The organism is Duganella sp. Root198D2, assembly GCF_001428585.1.
In the GTDB taxonomy this organism is placed as follows: Bacteria; Pseudomonadota; Gammaproteobacteria; order Burkholderiales; family Burkholderiaceae_D; genus Rugamonas.
In genome coordinates this window covers 246,538-270,675 of the sequence record NZ_LMIC01000023.1, presented here as the reverse complement: position 1 = coordinate 270,675, position 24,138 = coordinate 246,538, and the positions used below count along the sequence as shown (strand labels likewise).

Genomic DNA, 24,138 nt, shown 5'->3' with positions numbered 1-24,138 from the left:
ATGCTCCCCGGTAGTTCAAACCGGGGAGCAGTCGTGTCGATTGTAGAAAAACTATTCAAACTCAAGGAAGCCGGCAGCGACGTGCGCACGGAAGTGGTGGCGGGGATCACCACCTTCCTCACCATGGCCTATATTATCTTCGTCAATCCGGCCATCCTGGGCGACGCCGGCTTGCCGAAAGAAGCAGTGTTTGTCGCCACCTGCCTGGCCGCCGCACTCGGTACGGCCATCATGGCCCTGTACGCCAACTACCCGATCGGCATGGCGCCAGGCATGGGCCTGAATGCCTACTTCGCCTACGCCGTGGTACTCGGCATGGGCATCAAATGGCCGGTTGCATTGGGCGCCGTCTTCATTTCCGGCTGCCTGTTCCTGCTTGTCAGCCTGCTTGGCCTGCGCGAAGCCATCGTCAACGGCATCCCCCGTTCGCTGCGCATCGCCATCACCGTCGGCCTTGGCCTGTTCCTCGGCCTGATCGCCTTGAAGAGCGCCGGCATTGTCATGGCCAATCCAAACACCATGGTCACCGTGGGCGACCTGCATAAGCCTCCTGCACTGCTGGCCGTAGTCGGTTTCCTGCTCATCGTTACGCTGGACCGCCTGAAAGTCAAAGGCGCGATCCTGATAGGCATCATGGCCGTCACTGTGCTGAGCTTCTTCTTCGCCGGGAATCAGTTCCATGGCGTGTTCTCCGCGCCGCCATCGCTGGACGCCACCTTGCTGAAACTGGACGTGCCGGGCGCGCTCGGCGTCGGCGTACTGAATGTGGTGCTGGTGTTCTTCCTGGTCGAACTGTTCGACGCCACCGGTACCCTGATGGGCGTCGCCAGCCGCGCCGGCTTGCTGGTCAGCGGCAAGATGGAACGCTTGAATAAAGCCCTGCTGGCGGACAGCACCGCCATTGTGGCCGGCTCCATCCTCGGCACTTCCAGCACCACCGCATACCTGGAAAGCGCCTCGGGCGTGCAAGCTGGCGGCCGCACCGGCCTCACCGCGCTGGTGGTGGCATTGCTGTTCCTGGCGGCCCTCTTTATTGCCCCGCTGGCGGGCGTGGTGCCTGCCTATGCCACGGCGCCGGCGCTGCTGTTCGTCGCCTGCCTGATGCTGCGCGACCTCGGCGACTTCGACTGGAATGAAACCACCGAATGCATTCCAGCCGCGATTACCGCCCTGCTGATTCCCTTCACTTATTCGATTGCACACGGCATCGCCTTCGGCTTCATCACCTACGCCGCACTCAAACTGCTGACCGGCCGTTTCCGGGAAGTCAAGCCGATCGTGTGGGTCATCGCCATCGTCTTCAGTTTCAAATACGCTTATATCGGCGCGTAGGCGCGCGGCTGCACGCGAATTTTCAGCACGCCGATCAGGTTACACAGGCGCATCCGGGCCAGCACGAGGGCATCTTCGCCCTCGGCTGCCACATCCAGGTCCAGGTTCATGCCGTGCACACCCGGTGCCATGCGCATCGCATGGAGCTGGACGCCGCCGCGGCGCAGCGTCGCCAGCACCGCCTCTGCAGCATCCATGGCGGAGCAGCGGTCGAGGCGCAGGCGGAAGGTTTTCTTTTCGGTATTCATATGAAGATTATCCGGCTGGCAGGCCAGAATAGGCATCCAAACTTTGCCTCGATTTCCATGTAAAATAGAAGAATCTTCTTCATTTATCCGAATTCATGGAACACCTTGATGAAATGGACCGCAAAATCCTGCGCGAACTTCGCCGGGATGGCCGTCTAAGCAATACCAAGCTGGCGGAAACCGTGGGCCTGTCCACCACCCCGTGCTGGAACCGCGTCAAGGCGATGGAGGAGCGCGGCGTGATCGAGGGGTATACTGCGCTGCTCAACCAGCAGGCCCTCGGCCTGCCGGACACCGTCATCATCGAGGTCACACTGGACCGCCACGACGACGACATGCTGCACAAATTCGGCCTCGCGCTGGCCGAGCTTCCGGAAGTGATGGAGGCCTACCTGCTGACCGGCGAATACGACTACCTGATCAAGGTTGCCGTGGCCGGCACGGCGGGTTACGAAGAGTTCCTGCGCCGAAAATTGTATAAACTGCCCGGCATTCGCCACAGCCGCTCGACCTTCGTGTTGCGCTGCCTGAAGCGGGCACATTCTGTAGAGCCCTGATAGAATTCAGTTATGAAATACCTGATCCCCCTGATTTTCGCCTCCGGCCTGGCCGCTGGCAACGCACTGGCAGAAGACAACGAAGTCGATCACACTGGTAACCTGATGCTGTCCGCCGAAATCGGCGCGATTACCACCAGTGGCAATACTGCCGGTACATCCGTCACCGGCAGGTTCGAAGTCCTGCACGATACCCTCCGCTGGAGCAACGAGTACACCGGCAACGGCTACTTCAAGGAAGACCGCGCGCGCGTCAACGGCGAAGAGACCAGGCAGCGTTCGGCTGAACGCTACCAGTTTGGCGCCAAGGCCGGCTACAAACTGCTCGAAGAAAATTCCACCCTGTTTGTCCTGGGCGCCTTCTCCGAAGACCGCTTCGGCGCATACACCCGCAGCGCCAGCGTCGGTGTCGGTCATGGCTTCCGCGTCTACCAGAGCGACAACAAGACCCTGGACATGGAAGCCGGCCCGGGTTTCTTCAAAGCGACACGCGCAAACGGCGAGGAAGATCGCGGCCTGGTGCTGCGTGGCCGCGCAGCTTTCCGCTGGAAGCTCAGCGACAGCGCGACGTTTGCGCAGATGCTGACGGTGGAACGCGCCTCCTGGAACACGCACTCGACTTCCGAAACTTCGCTTAGCGCGCGCATCAACGGTTCGATGCACATGAAGGCCGCTTTCAGCGCCATCAACGACTCCACCGTACCGATCGACAAGCAAAACACCGACACCCAGACATCGGTAACGCTGGTCTACTCTTTCTAAAGCCAGTACAGCAAAGCCAGCCCTGCCAGCGCCTGCGCAACGGCGCAGTGCCACAGCAGGATCGTGTTATCCAGCGTGGCACGGCTGGCCGCCCGCAGTTTCCCCCGTGCCGCAAGGTAGATCGCTGCCGGCGCCAGCACGGACGCATGCAGGCCTTCGTAACACAATAAAGCTGCCACGGAGGCACTCCAGGCATCGCCCGACGGGGCAAGGCCAGCATGCCGGTGCGCTCCCAGGTCTGCCGCAAAAGCACCCAGCAGGCACGTCGCCGCCGCCAATATCGGCCACCATTGCAGCGGCCGGCGCCCGCTCCACCAGGCCAGGACCGAACTGGCCGTGAGCAAGGACGCCTGCAGCCATGGCCACGGCCTGTCCGGCAAGTGCGCGCCCGGCGGCGGACACACCTCCAGTTTCATCGACAAGTGCACCAGCGTGAAGGCCAGCGAAGCGAAAATCGCCACATCCACTACAACCAGCACCCAGGTCGCCCACCAGGAATGCGATGCACGCCCTTGTGCCCCGATCGGCACCGCCACACCTTCTGCGACCAACGCCTGGGCAGCAGCGGGCGGCCGGTCCGCCGCCCACAGCCAGGCCACGAGCGTCGCGATGGCAAGGGCCCCGAACAGCCAGGCGGCGATGGCTAGCTGCAGCGTCAACAACAGGAAGAATGCCGCCGTGCCGAAGGCGCAAAGGAAAGGCAGCCAGCTATCGCCCGGCAGCACCAGCAAATGCCTGGGGCGCGCATCGCGCCAGCCGGTCACCAGCGTCTCGCGCCTGCCGGTCACGCTGCCTGGCAGCCAATGCATGCCTGTCTCCACCTCTTGCTCCAGGAGCGGCTGCCGCCACAGCGGTTCCGCCGAACGCACTTCCGGCTGGCTGCGTGTCGCATATTCATCCTGCGGCAGCCACTCCAGCGAACTCGCTCGCCATGGATTGCCGTGCGCCCGTTGCGGGCGGCGCAGGGTTCGCACCAGGTCGATCAGGAACAGAGCGGCCCCGCCAGCCAGCAGCAAAGCGCCCACTGTGCTGGCCATGTTCAGGCCCGTCCAGCCCATTTCCGTGCCATAGCTGTAGACCCGGCGCGGCATGCCGAGCAGCCCCGATATGTGCATCGGGAAGAACGCCACGTTAGTGCCGCCAAATACCAGGCCAAAGACCCAGCGCGCCCATGGCTCCGACATGCGGTGCCCCTTGAACAAGGGCATCCAGAAATAGGCGGCCGCAAACATGGGGAACACCAGCCCGCCCACCAACACGTAGTGAAGGTGGGCAACGATGAAGTAGCTGTCATGCGCCTGCCAGTCGAACGGCACTGCTGCCACCATCACGCCTGTCAGGCCACCGAGTACGAACACCAGCAGGAAACCGAGAATGAACAGCGTCGGCGCGTTCAGCTGCACCCTGCCCCGCCATAGCGTCGCAATCCAGGCGAACACCTGTACCGCGGTCGGAACCGCAATGGCCATGCTGGCAGCCGACACCAGGGAAGTTTCCAGCTGCCCAAGGCCGGCCGTAAACATGTGGTGCATCCAGAGGGCGAAGCTCAGCGTGCCAACCGCCGCCAGCGAGACAATCACGGCACGGCGCGCGACCAGGGGTGTCTGCACCAGCGCAGGCAGCATCGACGACACCATGCCGGCCGCCGGAAGGAAGATGATGTACACCTCCGGATGCCCGAAGAACCAGAACAGGTGCTGCCACAGCACGGGATCGCCGCCGCGCGCAGGGATGAAGAATGGCCAGTCGTAAGCCCTTTCCAGTTCCAGCAGCGCAGTACCGGCAATCAGTGGCGGGAAAGCGAAAACCACCATCGCGGCCACCACCAGCATCGACCAGGCGAAGACCGGTATCCGCGCCGGTGTCATACCCGGCGTACGGGTGAACAGGATGCCGATGATCAGCTCAATTGCCCCCGCAATCGCGGAGATCTCGATGAAGCCGATGCCGAGCAGCCAGAAGTCTGCATTCAAGCCGGGTGAATATTCCTTGCCGGTGAGCGGCGGATACATGAACCAGCCGCCATCCGGCGCCAGTCCGAAAGCCAGGGTCGCGATGAAGCCGGCGCCGCCAAAGGCATAGGCCCAATAGGCATAGGCCGACAGGCGCGGGAATGGCAAGTCCCGTGCGCCCAGCATGCCAGGCAGCAGGAACACCGCAATGGCCTCCACCATCGGGATGGCGAACAGGAACATCATCACCGTGCCGTGCATGGTGAAGAACTGGTTGTAGGTGCCGGGCGCCAGGAAGTCGTTGCCGGGGACGGCCAGTTGCAGGCGCATGGCCAGCGCCAGGGCGCCAGCAAACAGGAAAAAGCCAAACGCGGTTGCGAGGTACAGGCGGCCGATCCGGGTATTGTTGACGGCGGTCAGCGCGCGCCAGCCGGCCGGTTTGCGCCATGCGCGCTCAAGCGCCTCGTACTCGCCGGGCGGGCGCGGGAGGCTGTTCGGAGTAGCGCGCGCTTCGCTCATTGCAAGGTCTCCAGCCAGCTGGCCAAGGCTTGCAGTTGGTCCGGCGGCAGACGGCTGTGCGGCATGCGGGCACCGGGTTTGGCAGCCTGCGGGTCAGCGATCCAGCCGGTCAATGCGGCGCGGCTCAAGGGCAGCGCACCGGCCGCAATGTGGCTGCGGCTCGCCAGGTGCGTCAGGTCCGGCCCCAGTGTGCCACCCTCGCTTACGCCGCGCACCGTATGGCAGGCATTGCAGCGCGCCGCGAGAAAGACTTCGCGGCCGCGGCGCGCAACAGCTCCCGCCGCCGCGCCGCTTACGGCAGGGGCAGCCTGGCGCGCCAGCCAGCCATCGAAATCCCCGGGTGCGAGCGCCACCGCATCCAGCGCCATGGCGGCATGCTGGATGCCGCAATATTCGGCGCATTGGCCGCGATAACGGCCGGGCGCATCGGCGCGCAGCGTCAGCCCATGGATGCGCCCCGGCACCATATCGACCTTTCCCGCCAGCGCCGGCACCCAGAACGCATGCAGCACGTCCGCCGAAGCAAGCGCAAGATACACCCGCTCGCCTACCGGCAGCCGCAGCTCATTCGCAAGTACCGCCTCCCGGCCAGATACCGTGTCGCGGTAGCGCACCTCCCACCACCACATGTGCGCCGTTACGGTCACCTGGATGCGGGTCCCCGAGAACGGCCAGGAGATAAGCGAGGCCTGCCAGCCCGACCATCCCATGAGCGCCGCCAGCAAGGGCACGGGCACCAACAAACCGCCGCCCACCACCAGCCTGCGCGACCACGACCTGCCGCGCTTGCGAACAACGCTTGCCAGGACCAGCAGCGCAACCAGCAGGAAGATGAGGGTTCCGGCGCCAAACAGCATCCAGCCAAAGCGGCTAAGCAGCGCCGCATCCGGCCCTGCGGGCGACAGGACCGATTGCAGGGCCGGCGTCATTTGAGCGAATAGAGATAAGCCGCGATATGGCGGGCGTCGTCGGCAGACACGCCCATGTCCGGCATCAGGGTCGCGGGATCCATGCTTTGCGGCGCAGAAATCCAGCGCACCAGGTTGGCCTGCTGGTTCGGCCAGCGCCCGGCGATATAGCTGCGCAAGCCGAATTCGGCGAGCGATGGTGCGGCTTTGCCGCGTGCCGCCTCCACATCCGGAATAAAGTGGCAGCTGCCGCACTGGAACTGCGCAAGCAGGGCCTTGCCACGCCGCGGGTCGCCGCCGTCACCGGCTGGCGGGTACGGCTTGCGCGGCTGGCAGGCACACAATGCGAACGGCAGCAAAAGCGCGGCCATGGCGGTGCGCGCCGTCAGCCCCTTTTTCCATAAACGCATAGTGATTGCTTGCACGAATCGTCCCTGCCTTCCCGCTGCCGGCCCCTATAATTCATTCAAGACATCATCGCCCCTTTCCCGATTGTGCGTCGCCTTATTGCTACCGCCGCTGCGAGCTTGTGCCTGGCCCTGCTGGCCGGGGCGCTGGCGGCTGCGCTGGTGCTGCAAGCCGGCTGGTATGACGCTTCGGCGATAAGGCCGCATTTCCAGTTCGTGCACACCCTGATTGAGCGCGGCATGCAGCAGTCGGTGCGCTTCCATGCGCGCGATATCGTTGCGCCGCCGGCGGCTGCGGGAGCCGTAGCACGTGGTGGCGCCGTCTTTCGCCAGCACTGCGAGCAATGCCATGGCGGGCCTGGTATGCCGATGGGCGTGATCGGATTGAGCATGCAGCCGGTGCCGGGGCCTTTGGCCGATGCGGCGCGCCGCTGGAAGGCGCGTGAGATGTACTGGATTACCTCGAATGGGATCAAGATGAGCGGGATGCCTGCCTGGCGCTTCCACCTCGGCGAGCAGGAAGTGTGGGACGTGGTCGCCTTCCTTGGTGCGCTGCCGGCCATCACCCCCGCAGAATATGCCGCCATCGCAAAGCCGGCACCGCTGCCGCGGCCAGGAACGTTGCAGGCGCCGGCCGGCGCGCCGGATCGCGAGCGCGGCAGGCTGGCGCTGACCCAGTTTGCCTGCCAGTCCTGCCATCACATCCCCGGAGTGACCGGCCCGCTCACTTACGTCGGACCCGACCTGGGCGGACTGGCGCACAGGAGCTTCATTGCCGGCAAGCTGCCCGCAACGCAAGAAAACCTGGTGCAATGGATCCGCACGCCGCAGGAGGTCAAACCCGGCACCGCCATGCCGCAGCTTGGGGTGCCGGAGCGCGATGCGCGCGACATGGCGGCCTACCTGCTGCAGCCCGCCAGGTGATTATTGGTCCAGCTGCTTCTGCGTCTGGTACAGGCGCGCATAGATGCCGCCTTTCGCCAGCAGCGCTTGGTGGCTGCCCTGCTCAGTAATCGAGCCGGCCGCCATCACCACGATGCGGTCGGCGTTCTCAATGGTGGACAGGCGGTGCGCGATGACGACCGTAGTCCGGCCTTCCATCAGCTTTTCCAACGCAGCCTGCACCTGCCGTTCGGTCTCGGTATCCAGCGCACTGGTCGCCTCGTCCAGGATCAGGATCGGCGCGTCCTTGTACAAGGCGCGCGCGATGGCCAGGCGCTGGCGCTGGCCGCCTGACAGGCGCGTAGCATTCTCGCCGACCTCGGTCTGGTAGCCCTGCGGCTGGCGCATGATGAAGTCGTGCGCATTTGCCGCACGCGACGCCGCCTCAACCCGCGCCATGTCCGGCGCAGGATCGCCGTAAGCGATATTGGCCGCCAGCGTATCGTTGAACAGCACCACATCCTGGCTCACCAGCGCGATCTTGCTGCGCAGCTCGGGCAGGCTGTATTCGCGCAGGTCCACGCCATCCAGCAGGATGCGGCCGCTGCCAACGTCGTAGAAGCGCGGCAGCAGGCCGGCCAGCGTCGTCTTGCCGCTGCCCGAGCCGCCAACCAGCGCCACCGTTTCGCCGGCTGCAATGTCGAGCGACACGGAACGCAGCGCCGGTGCAGCTTCCGGGTCGTCCACGTTGTAGCGGAAGCCGACGTCGACCAGCTCGATGCGGCCTTTGACGTTTTCGGCGCTGCGCGTACCGGTATCCGCCTCCATCGGCGCATCGATCAAGCCGAATACTGACTCCGCCGCAGCCAGGCCGCGCTGCAGCGGTTCGTTGAGCTTGGTCAGGTTCTTGATCGGGCCCTGCAAGGACATCAGGCAGGTGATGAAGGCAACGAAAGCACCCGGGGTCAGTGCGCCGGCCTGCGCGCGCAGCAAGGCGTAATAGATCACGGCCGACAGCGTGGCGCCGACCATCAGCATGATCAGGCCCGAGTTCATCGCGGCGGTCGAGGCGTGCTTCACCGCCAGTTGGCGGTTCAGCTTCACGACTTCTTCAAAACGCTTTTCCTCGTAAGGCTGGCCGCCGTAAATCTTCACCACCCGCTGGCCGCCGATGCTTTCGTCCAGCACGCGGGTCAGTTCGCCCATTGCCTGCTGGGCGCTGGAGCTGAGGCGGCGCATGCGGCGCGCCGCAATCGTCACCACCAGCGCCACCAGCGGCAGCAGCACGAGGCAGAACAGGGCCAGTTTCCAGTCGATATCGAACAGGTTGCCGAGGAAGCCGACCACCGCCACCGTATCGCGCACGGCGATGGTGAACACGCTCAAGCCGGCCTGGGTCACCTGGGTCGCATCAAACGCAATGCGCGACAAGGTGGTGCCGGTCGAAGACTGGTCGAAATAGCGGTTCGGCAGGCGCAACACGCGCGCGAACATCTTCTCGCGCACATTGGCCTGCACGCGTTGCGTCAGCCACGCCGAGCCGTAGTCGCCAATGAACGTGCTGACCATGCGCAGCAGCGCAAGAGCCATGATCAGGGCCGGGATCGCCCACATGGCAGCAGCGCCGGGGTCGCTCGGCAGGATGCGCTCAAGCCAGCCATGGATGGTCGCCAGCGCGCCGCTCTGCGGCGCGGCGCCAGCCGCGCCCGGCTGCACCGCGTCGACCACGTTCTGCAGCTGGCGGATCAGCAGCACATCGGTCAGCGAAGCCACGCCCACGCCGACCAGGGTCATCAGGGCGGCCCACTTATAGGGGAGGAATTCCTTGAGCAGGCGGACGTAGAGTTGGCGGCTTTGCACTATGGTGTGGGGAGAGATTGGCAAGCCCGAATTGTACCAAAGCAGGAATGCGGGAACCGTGGCAGAATGGCCTGCTCCCCAATGTTAAGGAAAAAACCACATGCGCAACGACACCCAATTCCACGCGCTGCACCAGGATGGCCTCCTGCTGCTCGCCAATTGCTGGGACGGTGGTACCGCCCGCATCGCTGCCCTGGCCGGCGCCAAGGCGCTTGCCACCAGCAGCGCCGCCGTCGCCTGGGGCCACGGCTACGCCGACGGCTCCCAGCTGCCGACCGCCCTGCTGCTGGAAACCGTACGCGACATCGTCCGCGCCAGCGCCCTGCCGCTGACGGTCGATATCGAAGACGGCTATTCTTCCGATCCGGAAGTGGTCGGCCAGTTTGTCGGCCAGCTGGCACAGGCCGGCGTGGTCGGCATCAATATTGAAGATGGCAGCGCAACGCCAGAGCTGCTGGCGCGCAAGATCAACGCGGCACGCGCGGCGGCCAAGGCGGCCGGCATCGACCTGTATATCAATGCCCGTTGCGACGTCTACCTGCGCGGCTTGGCCGAGCCGGGCGCGCGCGTGGCGGAAACGCTGCGCCGGGCGGCCCTGTACCAGGAGGCAGGCGCCAGCGGCCTGTTCGCGCCGGGCGTGAGCGACGAAGGCGAAATGGCCGCCCTTGCCAAAGGCACAACGATGCCGCTCAATGTGCTGGCCCGGCCGAACCTGCCCGCGCCGGCGCGCCTGGCAGAACTGGGCGTACGCCGGCTCAGCGCCGGTTCGGCCCCGGCTGAGGTAATGATGGGCCGCTTGCGGGTGTACATGGAACGCTTTCACCAGACCGGCGCCATCGACGATGAGCAGGCCTTTGATTACGGCCCGCTCAACGCCTTGATGTCTACTGCACGATAGTGGCTGGTTCGCTCCAGTAGAAGTACAGGTCCTTGGTCCGTCCCGGCTGCACTTGCACCTCGCGGCGCTGGACCTGTCCATCGGCAGCCGTTGCCGTCACCCGGTAGCGGCCGGGTTCCAGGTTGACAAACATCAGCGGCCCGGCGTCATGGGCGTTGACGTTGGTGTGCCCCTTCGTGTCGGAGATTTCAACCTGCACGTCGGAACGGTACTCGCCGGTGCCGCGCGTCGCGAAGGTCATGCGCACGTTGTAATCGGGCTTACTGGCCAGCATCTGGCCGCGCTCTTCAAGGCCAACGCCGCCGGTAACGAATTGCGGCTCATCGGCCGCCACTGCTGCGCCAAGGGCGCTGCAAGCCAGGGTGAAGGCGAAAGTTATGTTTCGTACAAGCATGATGCACTCCTTTCCTTTTTCAGGCCTGCCGCCAGTATTCGCCCGTCGCGGCCGGCACGCTATCAGCCATCGTGTCGTATCCATGTCGGGGAAAGCCTACATAACCCTATTTCCGGAGTTGCCAAACTGATAGACTCTTGAACTTTGCTAGCAACAGTTTTAATCAACGTTGCAAAAATAATCATATCCAGCAAGGCACTAGGGGTAATCATGTCGAATTGCGGGGCGAATCTGCGCCCGACCATGCTGGCGGCCGCCGTCTCCAGCATACTTTGCGCGCCGGTACTGGCGCAAAGCCAAACCGAAGAGCCGCTGCCGGAAGTCCTCGTGACGGCCCAGCGTGTCGTTGCGCCCGAATCGCGCACGCCGGTCGCGATGTCGGTGCTGACCGCAGGGCAACTCGACAAGCTCGGCATCGACAATGCCGCCGGCATCGGCAAGCGCCTGCCCAATGTGCACCTGGACGGCGCCCCGGACGGCCTGCGCATCACGATTCGCGGCGTATCGAATTCCGACGTGACCGAAAAAGGCGACCCTTCGGCCGCCTTCATGCAGGACGGTATTTATATCGCCCGCCCGCAAGCCCAGACCCTGGGCTTCCTCGACGTCGACCGCATCGAAGTATTACGCGGCCCGCAAGGTACCCTGTACGGCCGCAATACGACGGCCGGCCTGGTGAACGTGATCAGCAATGCACCGGTCCAGCATTGGGAAGGCGCGGCCAGCCTCGCGCTGGGCAATTTCAACGCGCGTACGGCATCCGGCATGTTGAATGTCCCGCTCAACGACAAGCTGGCGCTGCGCGCCGCAGTCGCGGTCAACAAGCATGCCAGCTACCTGCGCAACGGCCAGGGCACCGGTTACGAACTGGGACAGGACCGCGACGACCGTGCGGCGCGCCTGTCGGCCAAACTGGCGCTGGGTCCTTCGGCCTCGCTGCTGCTGCGCTATGAGCATGCCACGCAAAACGGCAATATCGACAACGTCGTCCCGGACAGCAATTTCTACAAAGGCGTCGGCGCGGGACAGCCGCAATGGTTCGACGCCGGCAGCGATGCGCAGCTTACCAACGCCTTTACGCCCTTCAATACGCGGCTCGAACAAGGCTACAGCCACAAATCGACCGACAGTCTTGGCGCCGAACTGTCATGGAAACTGGGCCCGGCTACGCTGGATTACCTTGGTTCGCACCGCAAGAATGACCACGACTTCCTGGCCAATTTCTATTACCGCGTGCTGCCGACCCTCGCGATCGGCGTGCACGAAAATTTCTGGGGCGACCAGCGCCAGGATTCCCACGAATTGCGCCTGTCGTCCAACGGCAGCGGGCCGCTGAAAGCCCAGGGCGGCGTTTACTACTTTCGCGAAGAGTCGCACCAGCTCTATGTCTTCCGCGACCTGCAGCTGGTGAAGCTGCCGCCGTATTACGTCTTCCCGCATGGTCCGACCGTTTCGCGCAGCAAGGCCGCTTTCGGACAGCTCACTTACAGCGTGACGCCGGCGCTGCGCGCCACTGCCGGCCTGCGCTACACGGATGACGAGAAATCGCGCGTTGGTTCGACCAATTTCCAGCAGGCGCGCGAATTCAACGCCGCCACCGACTTCAAAATGCTGAACGACGCCAAACTGGCCACGCATAAGGCCACCTGGAAGCTTGGCGCCGAGCTCGACCTGGCCCCAGCGACGATGGCCTACGCCAGCGTCGCCACCGGCTACAAGTCCGGCGGCTTCAATGACGGCTGCCTGGCAGGATCAAGCGCGCTGGGCATTCCCTGCCCCGCGGTGATCGCAGTGCCGGCGGAAACCCTGTTCTACCAGCCGGAAACGCTGAAATCCTGGGAAGCCGGCCTTAAAAGCCGTTTCTGGAACAGGCGCGCCAGCCTGAACCTGGCGGTCTTCCATTACGACTACACCAACCTGCAATTGTCCGGCGTGGCCATCGTTGCCGGCGCGCCGCGCTTCGTGACCCGGAACGCCGGCGCCGCCAGCGTCAGGGGGCTCGAACTGGACGGCCAGCTACGTGCGACTTCCGCCGACAGTTTCAGCTATGCCCTGACGCTGCTCGATGCCCATTACGTGAGCTACAAGCCGGATGGCGTGGTGTCATGGGCCGGCCAAGCGCTGGACCGGGCGCCCCATTCGGTCCTCTCTCTTGGCTGGGACCATACTTTCCGCGTGCCTGGCGCAGCGCTTACCTCCAGCATCAATGCACGGCGCAGCGCGGCTTACAACATCAGCGTCTCCAGCCAGCTGCTGCAGTACCGCGTTCCGTCGCGCACCTCCGGCGACCTGTCGCTGGCGTACCGTCCCGATGGCGCCAGCTGGAGCCTCTTGGCGCATGTGAAAAACCTTGGAAACAAGGTGCAGCCTGTCACCATCGACAGCTTCGGCATGGCTGCCCCAAGCGAACCAAGGACGTTTGATATTCGATTCGACTACCATTTTTGACCCGGAGACTTATGAAGTCGCTGCTGAACCAACTACCCCGCCTCACCCTCGTTCTCCTGGCGGGCTTCCTGGTCGCGCTTGCATCGCGCAGCTGGGGTGAGACGACGACGCTGCTGATCGTCAGTTCGATCCTGATGTTTGCCTGCTGCTGGGCGAGCGCGAGCCATTTCCTCGGGCATGCGCCGGCTTTCCGCTTCGTCGTCATCGGCCTGGTGGTGGGCTGGTTCGCCGAGGAGATGGGCGCACGTTATGGCTGGTTCTTCGGTTCGTACACTTACACCGAGGTGCTGGGCCCGAGAATCGGCTCCGTGCCTTTCATCATTCCGCTGATGTGGTTCGCCCTGTGCTACGTCGCTTATGTGATCGCCAACCTGATCGTCTGGCAAACGCCGACCGACGGCGTGCCATCGACCCTGATGACCTTCATCATGGCCTTCCTTGGCGCCATGATCGTCACCGCCTACGACCTGGGCGCCGATCCCTATATGGTATTCACGCTCAAGGCCTGGATCATGACCAGGACCGATGGCGGCTGGTTCGGCGAAACCCTGCAGGGCTTTGTCGGCTGGATGACTGTCGCATTCGTGATCATTTACGGCTTCCGCCTGACGTTGCGCAAGAAGCCGTCGGTTCCAAGCAGCCGCATTACGCCGCTCTACGCACTGGTGCCGCTGCTGATTTACGGCGGCAGCATGGTATTCCAGGCCCTCAAGGGCAATCCGATCGAGACCCGCACCATCGCGCTGTTCGCCATGGGCATTCCAGTCCTGACCGGCCTTTGCGGCTGGATGCGCTGGAAGGAAGGAAAATGAACGCACCCGTTGCGATAGCGCCTACCCTGCGCGCCGATCCGCTCGCCGATGACACCATAGCGGCTATCCTGCATGGCCATGACGGCAGCCAGTGGGACGCCATTGCAATCGTCAATCGCCTGCTCGGCCAGTGGCAAAGCAACGCCATCATCGGCGATTGGCGCGCGCCGGAAAGCACGCCGGCTCCGATTGCCTCGGCACTGGAAGCCTTCCTCGCCGCCGGCTCCAGGCTGCCTGAATGGGCCGATGGCGCCCGCATTGCACGCGCGGAAGAACTGTTCTTCGACATGAGCATGCTGTCCTGCAGCCTGCTGTTCTGCGCCAGCCTGCCCGAATGCTATGTGGTGCCGGACCTGGCGGGCGTGCTGCACGTCGCCGGCCAGCTTGAGGCGCACACCGATTACCGCGTGCGCGCCACTGCAGCCATGATCTTCCCGGTCATGATGCACGGCGGCCTGACCAGCGCGGAAGGCGGCGGCGTGGCGCAGATCCTCAAAGTGCGCCTGATCCACGCCACCATCCGTCACCTGATCTTGCGCGGCAATCCTTCCGACGCCGTGCTGGATGGCGGTGGCGCCGTGGCGCCGATGGATGCGCCTTGCCGCAATGTACACGACACGCTGTATAACCATGGCTGGGATGTCGCGGCCGACGGCCTGCCTTGCAACCAGGAAGAACTGGCCTACACCCTGCTCACCTTCCATTACATCTTCCTGCGCGGCCTGCGCAAGCTTGGCCTTGGCTTGCCGCAGCAGGATGAGGAAGCCTACCTGCACACCTGGAATGTGGTCGGCCATATCCTCGGCATCGAGTCCAGCCTGATGCCGCAGACCATGCAGCAGGCCGAAGCCAGCTTCAACGAAATCCAGGCCCGCGCCAGGCTGTCGCCCTACCTGCCCGATACGCGTCCGGAGCTTGGTGCGGCCTTGATGAAGGCCATGCAGGACCAGATCCCGCTGCGCATCCTGAAGCCGTTCCCGGTCCTGCTCACCCGCTACCTGTGCGGCAAGTCCGCCCGCGCCGACCTGGCGCTCAACCAGCGCGTCAACCTGCTGTCGCGCGCCCTGTTCATCAGCGGCATGCTCGCGGTGCGCGGCGTGGACGCCCTGGTGCGGCTGGTGTTCCCCAACTTTTCGATCTGCCGCATGATTACCCGCGTCTTCGGCTACCAGTTCACCGTGAAATTCCTGATGGACCAGACCCGCCCCCTGAAACTCCCGCCCGCGGTCCTGAACCAGGTCGACCACGCCGTGCGCGGCTGGGGCAAGGATCCCAAGGCTCCGGCCTGGATGAATGCTTTGGAAGCGCGCCTGGCCGGCCGTGGCCCGGCCAAGCCGGCAGGAGACCAGCAGCCATGCTGACGCGTTTTTTCCTGGCGTTGTTCCTGGCGCTGGCGACAACCCTTTGCCAGGCCGACGCCACGGCTACCGCACCGGCCGCACCCCTGGTGCTCGACGAACAAGCCGGTTCGCACGACGCCTGGCCCGCAGCCACGATTTTGAAAGACCCGGGCGGCACCCTGAGCGCGGCCGAAGTGCTGGCCGCCGTTTCCGGATTCAAGAAGCCGCAATCGGCGTATGCCACCCTGGGCGTCAACAAGGGCACCGTCATCTGGGTCCGCATCCCCGTATTCGTACCGGCCGACGCCAGCGGCGAATGGACGCTGAACATCGATTATTCGCAGATCAACCGGGTCGACGTGTTTGCCGCCACCGATGGCGCGCTGCACAGCCACACGGTGACCGGCAACCTGCAGCCGGTAGTCGCCCCGGGCGGCGGCGGCCGCACGCCGGCGGCGGCGCTGCGCCTGACGCCCGGCGCCGACCATGTGGTCCTGCTGCGCGTTGAGAACGTCGGCTCGATGATCCTGCCGATCCACTTTTCCAAAGCCGCGGTATATCACGCTTCGGCGCTTGCCGAGCAGATGCTGCAAGGGATACTGATTGGCCTCAGCCTCTGCCTGCTGCTGTACAGCATGGCCCAGTGGGCCAACCTGCGCGAGCCGCTGTTTGCCAAATATTCGCTGCTGATCGCCGGCACCACCCTGTTCTCCTTCGAATTCTTCGGCCTTGGCAGCCAGTACATCTGGCGCGACAACGTCTGGATGACGCTGCACGCCGGAGGCCTGTTCGCGCTGATGGCGTCCTGCGGCGGCTACCTGTTTGTCGAACAGTCGCTGGCGCGCCCTGGCGTCGACCGCACGTTCTCGATCCTGATGAAGGCCGGCGCCGCGCTCGCCGCCCTGTTCGCCGTCGCCTATTGCCTCGACGTGATCAGCGTCGAAGGCCTGGTCATCATCGTCAGCACCCTTGGCCTGCTGCCGATGCTGCTTGGCTTGCCGGGCGCTTACAAGCGCGCCCGCGCCGGCGATTCGGTCGGCATCTACTTCATGGTGGGCTGGGCGGTCAGCTTCCTGTCGTCCGTCGTCCTGAGCCAGGTGATCAGCGGCAAGCTGGCAGCCAACTTCTGGACCATGCACGCGCTCCAGTTCGGCAACGCCTTCGACATGGTAGTCTTCATGCGCATCCTCGGCCTGCGCACCAAGGCCATGCAGAATGCCATGCTGCGCGCCGAAGCGGCCACCCGCCTGAAGTCGGATTTCCTGGCCAATATGAGCCACGAAATCCGCACCCCGATGAATGCCATTATCGGCATGAGCCGCCTGGCGCTGATGACCGACCCCAGTCCGAAACAGCGCAACTACCTGGCCAAGATCCTCGGCGCGGGCGAGCACCTGCTCGGCATCATCAACGACATCCTCGACTTTTCCAAGATCGAGGCCGGCAAGCTGGCTTTGGAAGCGGTGCCGTTCAGCCTGGATGAAATGCTGGACCACCTGTCCACCCTGACCGCCATCAAGACCGATGCGCGCAAGGTGGAGCTGGTGTTCCGCGTCGAACGCGGCGTGCCGCAAAAACTGGTCGGCGATCCGCTGCGCCTGGGCCAGGTGTTGATCAACCTGACCAACAACGCGGTCAAGTTCACCGAACGCGGCGAGATCGTGGTCGCCGTCAGGGCTGCCGAACGTTCGCCGGATGGCGTGGTGCTGCAATTCAGCGTCAGCGATACCGGCATCGGCATGAGCGAGGAGCAGCTTGCGCGCCTGTTCCAGTCCTTCAACCAGGCGGACAGTTCGATCACCCGCAAATACGGCGGCACGGGCCTGGGCCTGAGCATTTCCCGCCAGCTGGTGGAACTGATGGGCGGCAGCATCAAGGTCTCCAGCACGCCGGGCGTCGGCAGCCGCTTCAGCTTCACTGTCAAACTTGGCGTCGGCGATGCGAGTGCGGAGCCGCTTTCGTCGCCGACCGGGGGCCTGCAGCAGGCCCGCGTCCTGGTGGTGGACGACAGTGCCACCGCGCGCGAAGCGCTGGTGGAAATGCTCGGCACCTTCGCCGTGGCAGCGCACAGCGCGAGCTCCGGCGAACAGTCCCTCAATATGCTGGTGCGCGGCGTCGAAACCGGGATGCCTTACCAGGTGGTGCTGATGGATTACATGATGCCGGGATGGGACGGCGTTGAAACCATCCACCGCATTCATGCCGACCCGCGCTTCGCCGCACCGCCATCGATCCTGATGGTCAGCGCCTGCACCCGCGAAACCGTGCTGCAGGAAGAAGGCGAACTGCCGCTGCAAGGATTCCTGACCAAACCGGTCGGCCCGGCGCTGCTGTATCACAGCCTGCTGCAGGTGCTGCGCCCGGAGATCGCACAGCCCGCTTCCCTGCAGGGCGAGCAGCGCGGCGTGCCGGCCGAGGAACTGGCCAGGCTGCGCGGCGCCCGCGTCCTGCTGGTGGAAGATAATGCCAATAACCGTGAAGTGGCGGTCGATTTCCTGGAAACCGTACGCGTGCACGTCGATGTTGCCGTACACGGCGGCGAGGCTGTGCAGATGGTGCAGCAAGGCGACTACGACCTGGTGCTGATGGACGTGCAGATGCAGGTGGTCGACGGACTGAGCGCCACCCGCCAGATCCGCGCCATCCCGGCGCTGCGCGACCTGCCGATCCTGGCCATGACTGCCCACGCCATGCCGGACGACCAGGCCAAGAGCCTGGAAGCAGGCATGAACGCCCATATCACCAAACCGATCGACCCGGACGTGCTGTTCCGCGCCATGCTGAAATGGATCGATCCGTCGCGCCTGGTGGGGCGCGCCATTCCCGGTGCCCCGGCGGCTGAAAGCGGCGCGGACCCGGTCGCCGTCGCCTATCCGCCGCTGGCAGGCGTGGACTGGCAGTACGCGCTGGCGCGCGCCGACCGCGATCCCGCCATCCTTGCCAAACGCATGCGCAGCTTCTGCAGCGAATATGGCGACGGGCCTGCCTTGCTGACTGCTGCGCTGGCCGACGGCGACTGGGCCCAGGTGGAACGCCTGGCCCACAACCTCAAGTCAAGCGCCACCTATCTTGGCGCCATCGGGCTCGCCCAGCTTTCCGACATCGTGGAAGCCGGTATCCGCGACGGGCGCCCCGAGCGCTGCACCCGGGAGGCGGCAGACATGGCCAAGACGCTGGGAATCATCCTGGCCGGCTTTACCAATGCCCTGCAGCCGGCAGCCGGCGCCGGCGCAAGCCAGGCCGCCGATTTTGGCCGCCTGCTGCGCGAACTCGATGGTTTCCTGCGCGCCGACGACGCCCGCGCCGAAGACTTGCTGACCGAATTGAGCGCCCTGCTCGCAGGTTCCACCCACGCTGCCCTGCTGGCGCGCATCCAGCGTGCGGTGGATGAAATCGAATATCATGATGCCCTGAAACCGCTGGCCGAACTGGCGCAGGCACTCGGCATCGACATGGAAATGAACGCATGAACCAAAAGGTCTTGATCGCGGATGATGACGGAATCAACCGCCAGGTTCTCGCCACCTTGCTGAAACCGGAGTACGTCGTATTGCTCGCCAAGACAGGCGAGCAGGCCATCGAGCGGGCGCAGCGCCACCTGCCCGACCTGCTGATGCTGGACGTGATGTTGCCCGACATGGACGGCTACGAAGTATTGCGCCGCCTGCGCGCCGATCCTGCCACCGCCCAGATTGAAGTCATCTTCATCACCGGCATGGGGCGGCCTGAGGACGAGGCACGCGGCCTCAAGCTGGGCGCCGCCGATTACATCACCAAGCCCTTCAACAGCACGGTTGTGATGGCGCGCGTCGCCACCCACCTGGAAGTGGTGCGCCAGCGCCGCATGCTGGAACACCTGGCGCATATCGATGGCTTGACCGAACTGGCCAACCGCCGCCGCTTCGATGAAGTCTATGAAAGCGAATGGCAGCGCGCCTCACGCCATGCGCACACGATTTCAGTAGCGCTGCTGGACATCGACTGCTTTAAGCAGTACAACGATCATTACGGTCACCCGGCCGGCGACCGCGCCCTGCGGGCCGTGGCCCGCGTCGCACGCAGCGCCATGCGCCGTCCATGCGATGTAGCGGCCCGCTACGGCGGCGAGGAACTGGTGGTCCTGATGCCGGAAACCGATGCCGCGCAAGCCTTGTATGTGGCGGAAGGCATCCGGGAAGCGGTGGCACAGCTCCTGATTCCCCACCAGCAGTCCATCGCCAGCCCGGTCCTGACCGTCAGTATCGGCGGCGCCACCCTGCCCGCGGGAAGCCAGGAAACGGCGCCGGCACTGTTCGATGCCGCCGATGCTGCCCTGTACCGCGCCAAGGAGGCCGGCCGCAACCGCGTCAACTGGAGGATGTGATGGCCAAGCGATTGATGATCGAAGGTCTGGTGCAAGGCGTCGGCTACCGCTACGCGCTTGCGGAACGGGCAACCGCGCTCGGCCTGGCGGGCTGGGTTCGCAACCGCGCCAACGGCGCCGTGGAAGCCAGCGTGCATGGTCCAGCCGACGCCGTGAAAGCCATCATTGAATGGGCGCACCGTGGCCCGGGCGCTGCGCGTGTCAGCCACGTCCATGTCGCGGACGACCCGGAAGCGGCGCCGCCGGGCGCCACCTTCGATATCCGTCCCACGCTCTAGTACGCCAACGCCTAGCCGCTGAACACCCGCAGCAGGAGCCAGCCCGGCAAGGCAAGGTAGAGCGCGAAGTGCCCTGCGCGCTCCAGTCCGTGCCGGATGCCAGGCGCATTTCCAGGCCGCAGCGCTTCCGCCAGCAGGGTTACCGATTCAATTACCGTACGCAGCAAAGCAGCGCCCAGTACCACTCCAATGGCCCAGGCTGCCCACCACATTCCAAAGGCGCCCAGGTAGGCAGCCAGGCCAAAACTGTAGAATTCGCCCAGTGCGCTGCCATACGCAATGTGCTGGTGCAGGTGGAAGGCCGGAAGCGCCAGCGCAAACGGCAGCAGCACGAACTTGGCCAGCGGATGATCGAGCCGCGTTCCCGGCGCCGCTAACGTGCGCCAGCGGCGCGGCTTGGCAGGCATGGGACCGCCGGCGGCCGCCAGACCAGCGGAGAACGCGGCTGGGTCCGGCAGCGCCAGGCCAAAGTTCGAATAGCGTCCAGAGCGCAGCCGCAGCGTCACGCCCGGGCCCGGCACGGGCAAGCGCCAGGGTTCAACTGCAGCCAGCTCGGCCAAAGCGAGTTCAAGCTTCTGCGCCCCGCGTTCCAGCACCAGCCGCCCGTCGACAATTGAAGCCCGCGCCGAAAATGCCATCAGCACGCACCACGCTATCGCTTCCGGCAGCAGGAAGAACAGGGTAAACATGCGCATCTGCGCCAGGGTATTGGTACGCAGCGGCTCGTTCAACAGCAGGGCTGCACACATGGCCAGCAGGCCGGCACGTGAAGTCACGCGAAGAACACCCGCCACGATGCGCGCCGCAGCCGGCAACACGGCCAGCCGCACCGGAAAAGCCGGCCGTGACGCACGCGCCCGTGCTCCTTCAGCATGCGGCCGCCACAACTGGCTGAGTGGCCTTACGGTCAGCACCAGCAACATCGCGCAGCAGGCCAGCCCGACCCAGTCGCCCCACAGCACCATCAGCGTCGGCGCCGGTGAGCGCACCGGCAGGTCGGCAATCACGATACCTGGTTGGCCGACGCCGGTTCCGGCCAGCACCTCGCCGTATTCATCGATCGCGGCGCTGAAACCGTTGGTCGTCACGCGAAACTGCGGCAAGCGCGTTTCAATGCTGCGGAACGCTGCCGCCGCCTGGTGCAGCCGTGCCCCCGGTCCGTCGCCACTGAACCAGGAATCATTCGACATCGTGAAGATGACCTGCCCGCCAAGCCGCGCGCCGGCGATGGCCAGGCCCGGATCGACATCGTCGCGGCAGATCAAGGGCAACACTGGTATTTCGCGGCCGTCGGCAAGACGCAAAGGGAAGACCCGCGCGCCGCTGCCGGGCAGCCAGTTGCCGGCCCATGGCAGCAGGGTTCGTACCGATGGGCGGTCCAGCAATGGCGGCAGGTACTCGGTGAACGGGAACAGCCGCGACTTGCGGTACATGCCCACCAGGCCGCGGCCGGGCTGCACAAAAGCCGCGGCGTTGTACTCGCCCCGCTCATCGCGGTCGTAGGTGCCGAATACCAGCGGCACCGCTGCCGCATTGGCGTATTCGCCGATCTCCCGGTCGAACTCCGCTCCCGCCGCGCTTTTGGGCTTGCCGAATGTAGTGGGATAGGCGGTTTCGGACCACAGCAGCGCCTCCGCGTGCTGGCGCGCGACCGCGTCGTAACCCATCGCGAAGTGCCGGTCCAGCACTGCGCGCACAACCGCGTAAGTGCCCTTCTCCTGCCGCTGCCGTTCGTAATCCGCCATATCCGCCTGGATCAAGCCCATGCGAAGCGGCTTGCCTGCAGCTGCCGGGCTGCCCGACAGCGCCAGCGCGCCGTAGGCGGCGAGGACTGCGGGAACCAGCGCCGCCATCGCCAACGGCCTGGCGAATGCGCGCCATCCCTCACGATAGCGCGCCAGGCTGGCGGCCACGCCCTCATTGGCAAGCAGGAGCAAAAACGTCAAGCCAGCCGTCCCGCCCACATCGGCCGCCTGCCGCAGCAAGCGCGAGGGATACAGGCCATAACCAAGCGTATCGCCCAGCATGCGCGGCACCAGCCATTCCGTCGCGCCCCAGGCCGCGGCCGCCGCCAGCGCGCTCACGGCTCGCCCGTACCAGCGCCGCGCCGCGTAGCGTGCCAGCGCATAAGCAAAGAACTGCGGCTGGAAGAGCGGCGCGGCAAGCAGCAGCAAAGCGAACCCGGTCGCTTCCCCGATCTGCGTATAGCGCCCAAAGGCCGCGCCGAACCACGCAAAGCCGGCTGCCGTGTAAGCCAGCGACATGATCCAGGCGCAGAGCAACGTCCAGCTAAGCGAACTGCGTCCGTCGAGCGCCCGCAGCCATGGTACGAGCAACACAAAACCCAGCACGCAGGCCGCGCCGCCGCGCGCATACAGGGCAGTCATCGCAGCACTGGCGAGAATGCAGGCAAGTATCTTCATTTTCCGGAGCTGTCGATCGGGGGAGGAATCACAATGCGCCGCAAAGGCAGTCCGGGCGGCGCCAGTTCAGGAGGAACGACGCGGTCTTTCGGCATTTCGAGCGGCCGGTTCGATGCATCGTAGAGCTGGAAATCCGGGGCGAACATCAAGATGGGCTCTATGTTCTGGCCGTCGTCGGTCACCTGGTGGTGGCGCACATACCCCGGCGGCAGCGCGAAATCCTTCGGTACCGCCAGCCCTGCGAGCGGCGGGTTCGTGCCGGGCGGGTTGAACGCGCCCAGGCCGGTATGCACGCCCTGCTCGTGCAAGCGTTTGATGACCTCATTCATGGTCGGCTTCTCGCCCCGCATGACGTAACTGCGCAAGTCGCGCGTTGGATCGGCATCGCCTTCAGGCGCAGGCTGCATTTGGCGCCGGGGCGCTTCGCGCGCAACCGGTGGCGCGGCTGTGGCAGCCAAGGCTGGTCGTCCGGCAGCCGCCACATTTGCCGGGGCCGGCGGTTGGCCCGCCCCGGCTGCCGCGTCACCGCGCGCAAAGTACCAAAGAAAGAAAGCCAGGCTGGCCGCGCCAACGGCCAGCAGCAGCGCCGCCGCCAGGTAACCCGGGCTGGGGCGCCAGGAACTCACGGCGTTGGCGAGTTGAAGACCGAGACCGCCCACCCCATGCGTTCATGCCCGAACTGGTTCCAGATCGGGTTCTTGCCCGAACTGAAGGAAGTGTAGCGAGGCGCCCCGCTGCCGGTGGTGCCGCCGAACAGCCCTGCCGTCACAGTGCTGCCGGTGTAAGTCGGGTGGGTATCGTCCGACTGGATGTAGTCGTAGCTGCTGCCCGCCGACACGAAGTGCGTATTGGCGTCGCGCAGGGTCGAACGCAAGGTCGACGTGATGCGCGTGACGTAACTGGCCTGGCTTTCACCCGCCACATAGCGCAGCGCGTCGGAATCGGCAATGCCATCGCCATTGCTGTCGTAATCTGCGCCCATGTACTGGGCGAAGTTGTCAGCGCACTGGAAGCCTTTCTGGCGCGCCGTATCGCACATCATGAAATTCATACGGGCCAGTGCAGGCAGGAACTTCTGCTGCATATTGACGGTGGCGCCGGTGTTCGGATCCTTGCAGGAGCTCTGCACATTGTCGGCCGTGTAGCCCGGATAGTGCAGGTTCGAGATGACCTTCACCTTCACGCCCGAATAGGCGTTGGCATTGATGTAGTCCATGGCTGCGGCAACGTAGGTCTTGCAGCTATTCTCGGCAGCCGTCAGCACCGAGTCATCGCAGGTACCGCTCTGGCCCTTGAAGGCGGAGCGGGCCTGCAGCCCGTCGTTGCCGCACATTTCGAAGGTGACCACGCGCGTATTGCTGGCCTGCATATAAGATCGCTCGGCGACAATTTTATTGTTGTAGACATCGGAGGCCACGGCGCCGGATTTGGCGCGGCGTACGCTTTCGATATCGGCATTCCATGCTGCCGACAGGTATTCCGCATCAACCGTCGGTGCTGAATACTTGGCCGCGCTGGTGATCGAGCCGTTATATCCCGCATAAATTGAATCGCCATAAGCGACAACGCGGTACTTGGTGCTCGTGCCGGCACGGTCGATGGTCCAGGAAACGTTTTGGGTCAGGGTGTTTGCTGCTGCCTGTCCCCCTAGGGTAAACAAGACTACTGCGGCCAAAAGCGTACTGCGGATGCGAGTTTGCATAGAGTGTCTCCGATCATTGAAGTATTTTTCGAATCGACCAGCCAACAACTCAT

20 protein-coding genes are annotated in these 24,138 nt (G+C 64.7%); 11 read left to right on the top strand and 9 right to left on the bottom strand.

Translation table 11 applies throughout. From position 1 onward, the window contains the following. Positions 1-1,332: an NCS2 family permease gene (locus ASE26_RS18860; protein ID WP_055923639.1), complete on the top strand. Its 1,332-nt coding sequence runs from the start codon at positions 1-3 to the stop codon at positions 1,330-1,332. On the opposite strand, the gene ASE26_RS18855 is transcribed toward ASE26_RS18860, so the two are convergent. Then, entirely contained in the window at positions 1,317-1,580 is a 264-nt protein-coding gene (locus tag ASE26_RS18855; protein ID WP_055923642.1) for a hypothetical protein, read from the bottom strand. The two genes, ASE26_RS18860 and ASE26_RS18855, sit on opposite strands and share 16 nt — an antisense overlap. Before the next feature lie 95 nt (positions 1,581-1,675). On the opposite strand from ASE26_RS18855, the gene ASE26_RS18850 reads away from it, so the two are divergent. Beyond that, positions 1,676-2,137: an Lrp/AsnC family transcriptional regulator gene (locus ASE26_RS18850; RefSeq protein ID WP_055923646.1), complete on the top strand. Its 462-nt coding sequence runs from the start codon at positions 1,676-1,678 to the stop codon at positions 2,135-2,137. A 12-nt stretch (positions 2,138-2,149) separates the two neighbouring features. Further along, positions 2,150-2,899, top strand: coding sequence for a YdiY family protein (locus tag ASE26_RS18845; RefSeq protein ID WP_055923649.1), 750 nt, complete (start codon positions 2,150-2,152; stop codon positions 2,897-2,899). Here the strand turns inward: ASE26_RS18845 and ASE26_RS18840 are convergent. Genes ASE26_RS18840 through ASE26_RS18830 form a run of 3 tightly spaced genes read right to left on the bottom strand, consistent with a single transcriptional unit; the run spans position 2,896 to position 6,688 of the window. Then, positions 2,896-5,370: a cbb3-type cytochrome c oxidase subunit I gene (locus ASE26_RS18840; RefSeq protein WP_057246729.1), complete on the bottom strand. Its 2,475-nt coding sequence runs from the start codon at positions 5,368-5,370 to the stop codon at positions 2,896-2,898. The genes ASE26_RS18845 and ASE26_RS18840 overlap by 4 nt on opposite strands. Next, positions 5,367-6,299, bottom strand: a complete 933-nt coding sequence (locus ASE26_RS18835; protein ID WP_057246728.1) for a c-type cytochrome — start codon at positions 6,297-6,299, stop codon at positions 5,367-5,369. Before ASE26_RS18835 ends, ASE26_RS18840 begins: the two co-directional genes overlap by 4 nt. Next, entirely contained in the window at positions 6,296-6,688 is a 393-nt protein-coding gene (locus tag ASE26_RS18830; protein ID WP_082507030.1) for a cytochrome c family protein, read from the bottom strand. The genes ASE26_RS18835 and ASE26_RS18830 overlap by 4 nt, the downstream gene beginning before the upstream one ends. Positions 6,689-6,772: 84 nt before the next feature. Here ASE26_RS18830 and ASE26_RS18825 point away from each other — a divergent pair, with 84 nt between their 5' ends. Continuing rightward, on the top strand, positions 6,773-7,609 hold the full coding sequence (locus ASE26_RS18825; RefSeq protein WP_229207008.1) for a c-type cytochrome: 837 nt from the start codon (positions 6,773-6,775) through the stop codon (positions 7,607-7,609). On the opposite strand, the gene msbA is transcribed toward ASE26_RS18825, so the two are convergent. After that, positions 7,610-9,427 carry a lipid A export permease/ATP-binding protein MsbA gene (msbA, locus tag ASE26_RS18820; RefSeq protein ID WP_055923664.1) on the bottom strand — a complete coding sequence of 606 codons (1,818 nt, stop codon included), beginning with the start codon at positions 9,425-9,427 and terminating at the stop codon, positions 7,610-7,612. It abuts the gene before it with no gap. A gap of 100 nt (positions 9,428-9,527) precedes the next feature. Between msbA and ASE26_RS18815 the strand changes: the two genes are divergently transcribed. Continuing rightward, positions 9,528-10,325, top strand: coding sequence for an isocitrate lyase/phosphoenolpyruvate mutase family protein (locus tag ASE26_RS18815; protein WP_055923667.1), 798 nt, complete (start codon positions 9,528-9,530; stop codon positions 10,323-10,325). Here ASE26_RS18815 and ASE26_RS18810 read toward each other — a convergent pair. Next, positions 10,312-10,719, bottom strand: a complete 408-nt coding sequence (locus ASE26_RS18810; protein ID WP_055923671.1) for a hypothetical protein — start codon at positions 10,717-10,719, stop codon at positions 10,312-10,314. The two genes, ASE26_RS18815 and ASE26_RS18810, sit on opposite strands and share 14 nt — an antisense overlap. A gap of 210 nt (positions 10,720-10,929) precedes the next feature. Here ASE26_RS18810 and ASE26_RS18805 point away from each other — a divergent pair, with 210 nt between their 5' ends. Genes ASE26_RS18805 through ASE26_RS18780 form a run of 6 tightly spaced genes read left to right on the top strand, consistent with a single transcriptional unit; the run spans position 10,930 to position 19,960 of the window. Beyond that, complete coding sequence (locus ASE26_RS18805) at positions 10,930-13,167, top strand: TonB-dependent receptor (RefSeq protein WP_082507031.1); 2,238 nt, start codon at positions 10,930-10,932, stop codon at positions 13,165-13,167. An 11-nt stretch (positions 13,168-13,178) separates the two neighbouring features. Continuing rightward, a complete protein-coding gene (locus tag ASE26_RS18800) occupies positions 13,179-13,979 on the top strand; it encodes a carotenoid biosynthesis protein (RefSeq protein WP_055923673.1) in 801 nt (266 codons plus the stop codon). Continuing rightward, the gene (locus ASE26_RS18795; RefSeq protein WP_057246727.1) at positions 13,976-15,340 is read left to right on the top strand and encodes an oxygenase MpaB family protein; all 1,365 of its coding nucleotides are present in this window, start codon (positions 13,976-13,978) and stop codon (positions 15,338-15,340) included. The genes ASE26_RS18800 and ASE26_RS18795 overlap by 4 nt, the downstream gene beginning before the upstream one ends. Next, positions 15,334-18,789 carry a hybrid sensor histidine kinase/response regulator gene (locus ASE26_RS18790; RefSeq protein ID WP_055923680.1) on the top strand — a complete coding sequence of 1,152 codons (3,456 nt, stop codon included), beginning with the start codon at positions 15,334-15,336 and terminating at the stop codon, positions 18,787-18,789. Before ASE26_RS18795 ends, ASE26_RS18790 begins: the two co-directional genes overlap by 7 nt. Beyond that, positions 18,786-19,682 (top strand): diguanylate cyclase, encoded by an 897-nt coding sequence (locus ASE26_RS18785; protein WP_055923684.1) that lies wholly within the window; start codon positions 18,786-18,788, stop codon positions 19,680-19,682. The genes ASE26_RS18790 and ASE26_RS18785 overlap by 4 nt, the downstream gene beginning before the upstream one ends. Further along, positions 19,682-19,960 (top strand): acylphosphatase, encoded by a 279-nt coding sequence (locus tag ASE26_RS18780; RefSeq protein WP_055923688.1) that lies wholly within the window; start codon positions 19,682-19,684, stop codon positions 19,958-19,960. The genes ASE26_RS18785 and ASE26_RS18780 overlap by 1 nt, the downstream gene beginning before the upstream one ends. 11 nt (positions 19,961-19,971) lie before the next feature. Here the strand turns inward: ASE26_RS18780 and lnt are convergent, their stop codons facing one another. From lnt to ASE26_RS18765, 3 genes are read right to left on the bottom strand one after another with little or no spacing between them, the layout of a single operon-like run. Beyond that, complete coding sequence (gene lnt / locus ASE26_RS18775; protein ID WP_229208179.1) at positions 19,972-22,383, bottom strand: apolipoprotein N-acyltransferase; 2,412 nt, start codon at positions 22,381-22,383, stop codon at positions 19,972-19,974. Further along, a complete protein-coding gene (locus tag ASE26_RS18770; protein WP_229207010.1) occupies positions 22,380-23,009 on the bottom strand; it encodes a hypothetical protein in 630 nt (209 codons plus the stop codon). Before ASE26_RS18770 ends, lnt begins: the two co-directional genes overlap by 4 nt. Next, complete coding sequence (locus ASE26_RS18765) at positions 23,006-24,085, bottom strand: SGNH/GDSL hydrolase family protein (protein ID WP_055923695.1); 1,080 nt, start codon at positions 24,083-24,085, stop codon at positions 23,006-23,008. The genes ASE26_RS18770 and ASE26_RS18765 overlap by 4 nt, the downstream gene beginning before the upstream one ends. Between the last annotated feature and the right edge of the window lie 53 nt (positions 24,086-24,138).

Bases quoted from the DNA above. Each gene is read 5' to 3' on its own strand.
- ASE26_RS18860 (WP_055923639.1), top strand. From the start codon at position 1: ATGCTCCCCGGTAGTTCAAACCGGGGAGCAGTCGTGTCGATTGTAGAA.
- ASE26_RS18855 (WP_055923642.1), bottom strand. From the start codon at position 1,580: ATGAATACCGAAAAGAAAACCTTCCGCCTGCGCCTCGACCGCTGCTCC.
- ASE26_RS18850 (WP_055923646.1), top strand. From the start codon at position 1,676: ATGGAACACCTTGATGAAATGGACCGCAAAATCCTGCGCGAACTTCGC.
- ASE26_RS18845 (WP_055923649.1), top strand. From the start codon at position 2,150: ATGAAATACCTGATCCCCCTGATTTTCGCCTCCGGCCTGGCCGCTGGC.
- ASE26_RS18840 (WP_057246729.1), bottom strand. From the start codon at position 5,370: ATGAGCGAAGCGCGCGCTACTCCGAACAGCCTCCCGCGCCCGCCCGGC.
- ASE26_RS18835 (WP_057246728.1), bottom strand. From the start codon at position 6,299: ATGACGCCGGCCCTGCAATCGGTCCTGTCGCCCGCAGGGCCGGATGCG.
- ASE26_RS18830 (WP_082507030.1), bottom strand. From the start codon at position 6,688: ATGCGTTTATGGAAAAAGGGGCTGACGGCGCGCACCGCCATGGCCGCG.
- ASE26_RS18815 (WP_055923667.1), top strand. From the start codon at position 9,528: ATGCGCAACGACACCCAATTCCACGCGCTGCACCAGGATGGCCTCCTG.
- ASE26_RS18810 (WP_055923671.1), bottom strand. From the start codon at position 10,719: ATGCTTGTACGAAACATAACTTTCGCCTTCACCCTGGCTTGCAGCGCC.
- ASE26_RS18805 (WP_082507031.1), top strand. From the start codon at position 10,930: ATGTCGAATTGCGGGGCGAATCTGCGCCCGACCATGCTGGCGGCCGCC.
- ASE26_RS18800 (WP_055923673.1), top strand. From the start codon at position 13,179: ATGAAGTCGCTGCTGAACCAACTACCCCGCCTCACCCTCGTTCTCCTG.
- ASE26_RS18795 (WP_057246727.1), top strand. From the start codon at position 13,976: ATGAACGCACCCGTTGCGATAGCGCCTACCCTGCGCGCCGATCCGCTC.
- ASE26_RS18790 (WP_055923680.1), top strand. From the start codon at position 15,334: ATGCTGACGCGTTTTTTCCTGGCGTTGTTCCTGGCGCTGGCGACAACC.
- ASE26_RS18785 (WP_055923684.1), top strand. From the start codon at position 18,786: ATGAACCAAAAGGTCTTGATCGCGGATGATGACGGAATCAACCGCCAG.
- ASE26_RS18780 (WP_055923688.1), top strand. From the start codon at position 19,682: ATGGCCAAGCGATTGATGATCGAAGGTCTGGTGCAAGGCGTCGGCTAC.
- lnt (WP_229208179.1), bottom strand. From the start codon at position 22,383: ATGAAGATACTTGCCTGCATTCTCGCCAGTGCTGCGATGACTGCCCTG.
- ASE26_RS18765 (WP_055923695.1), bottom strand. From the start codon at position 24,085: ATGCAAACTCGCATCCGCAGTACGCTTTTGGCCGCAGTAGTCTTGTTT.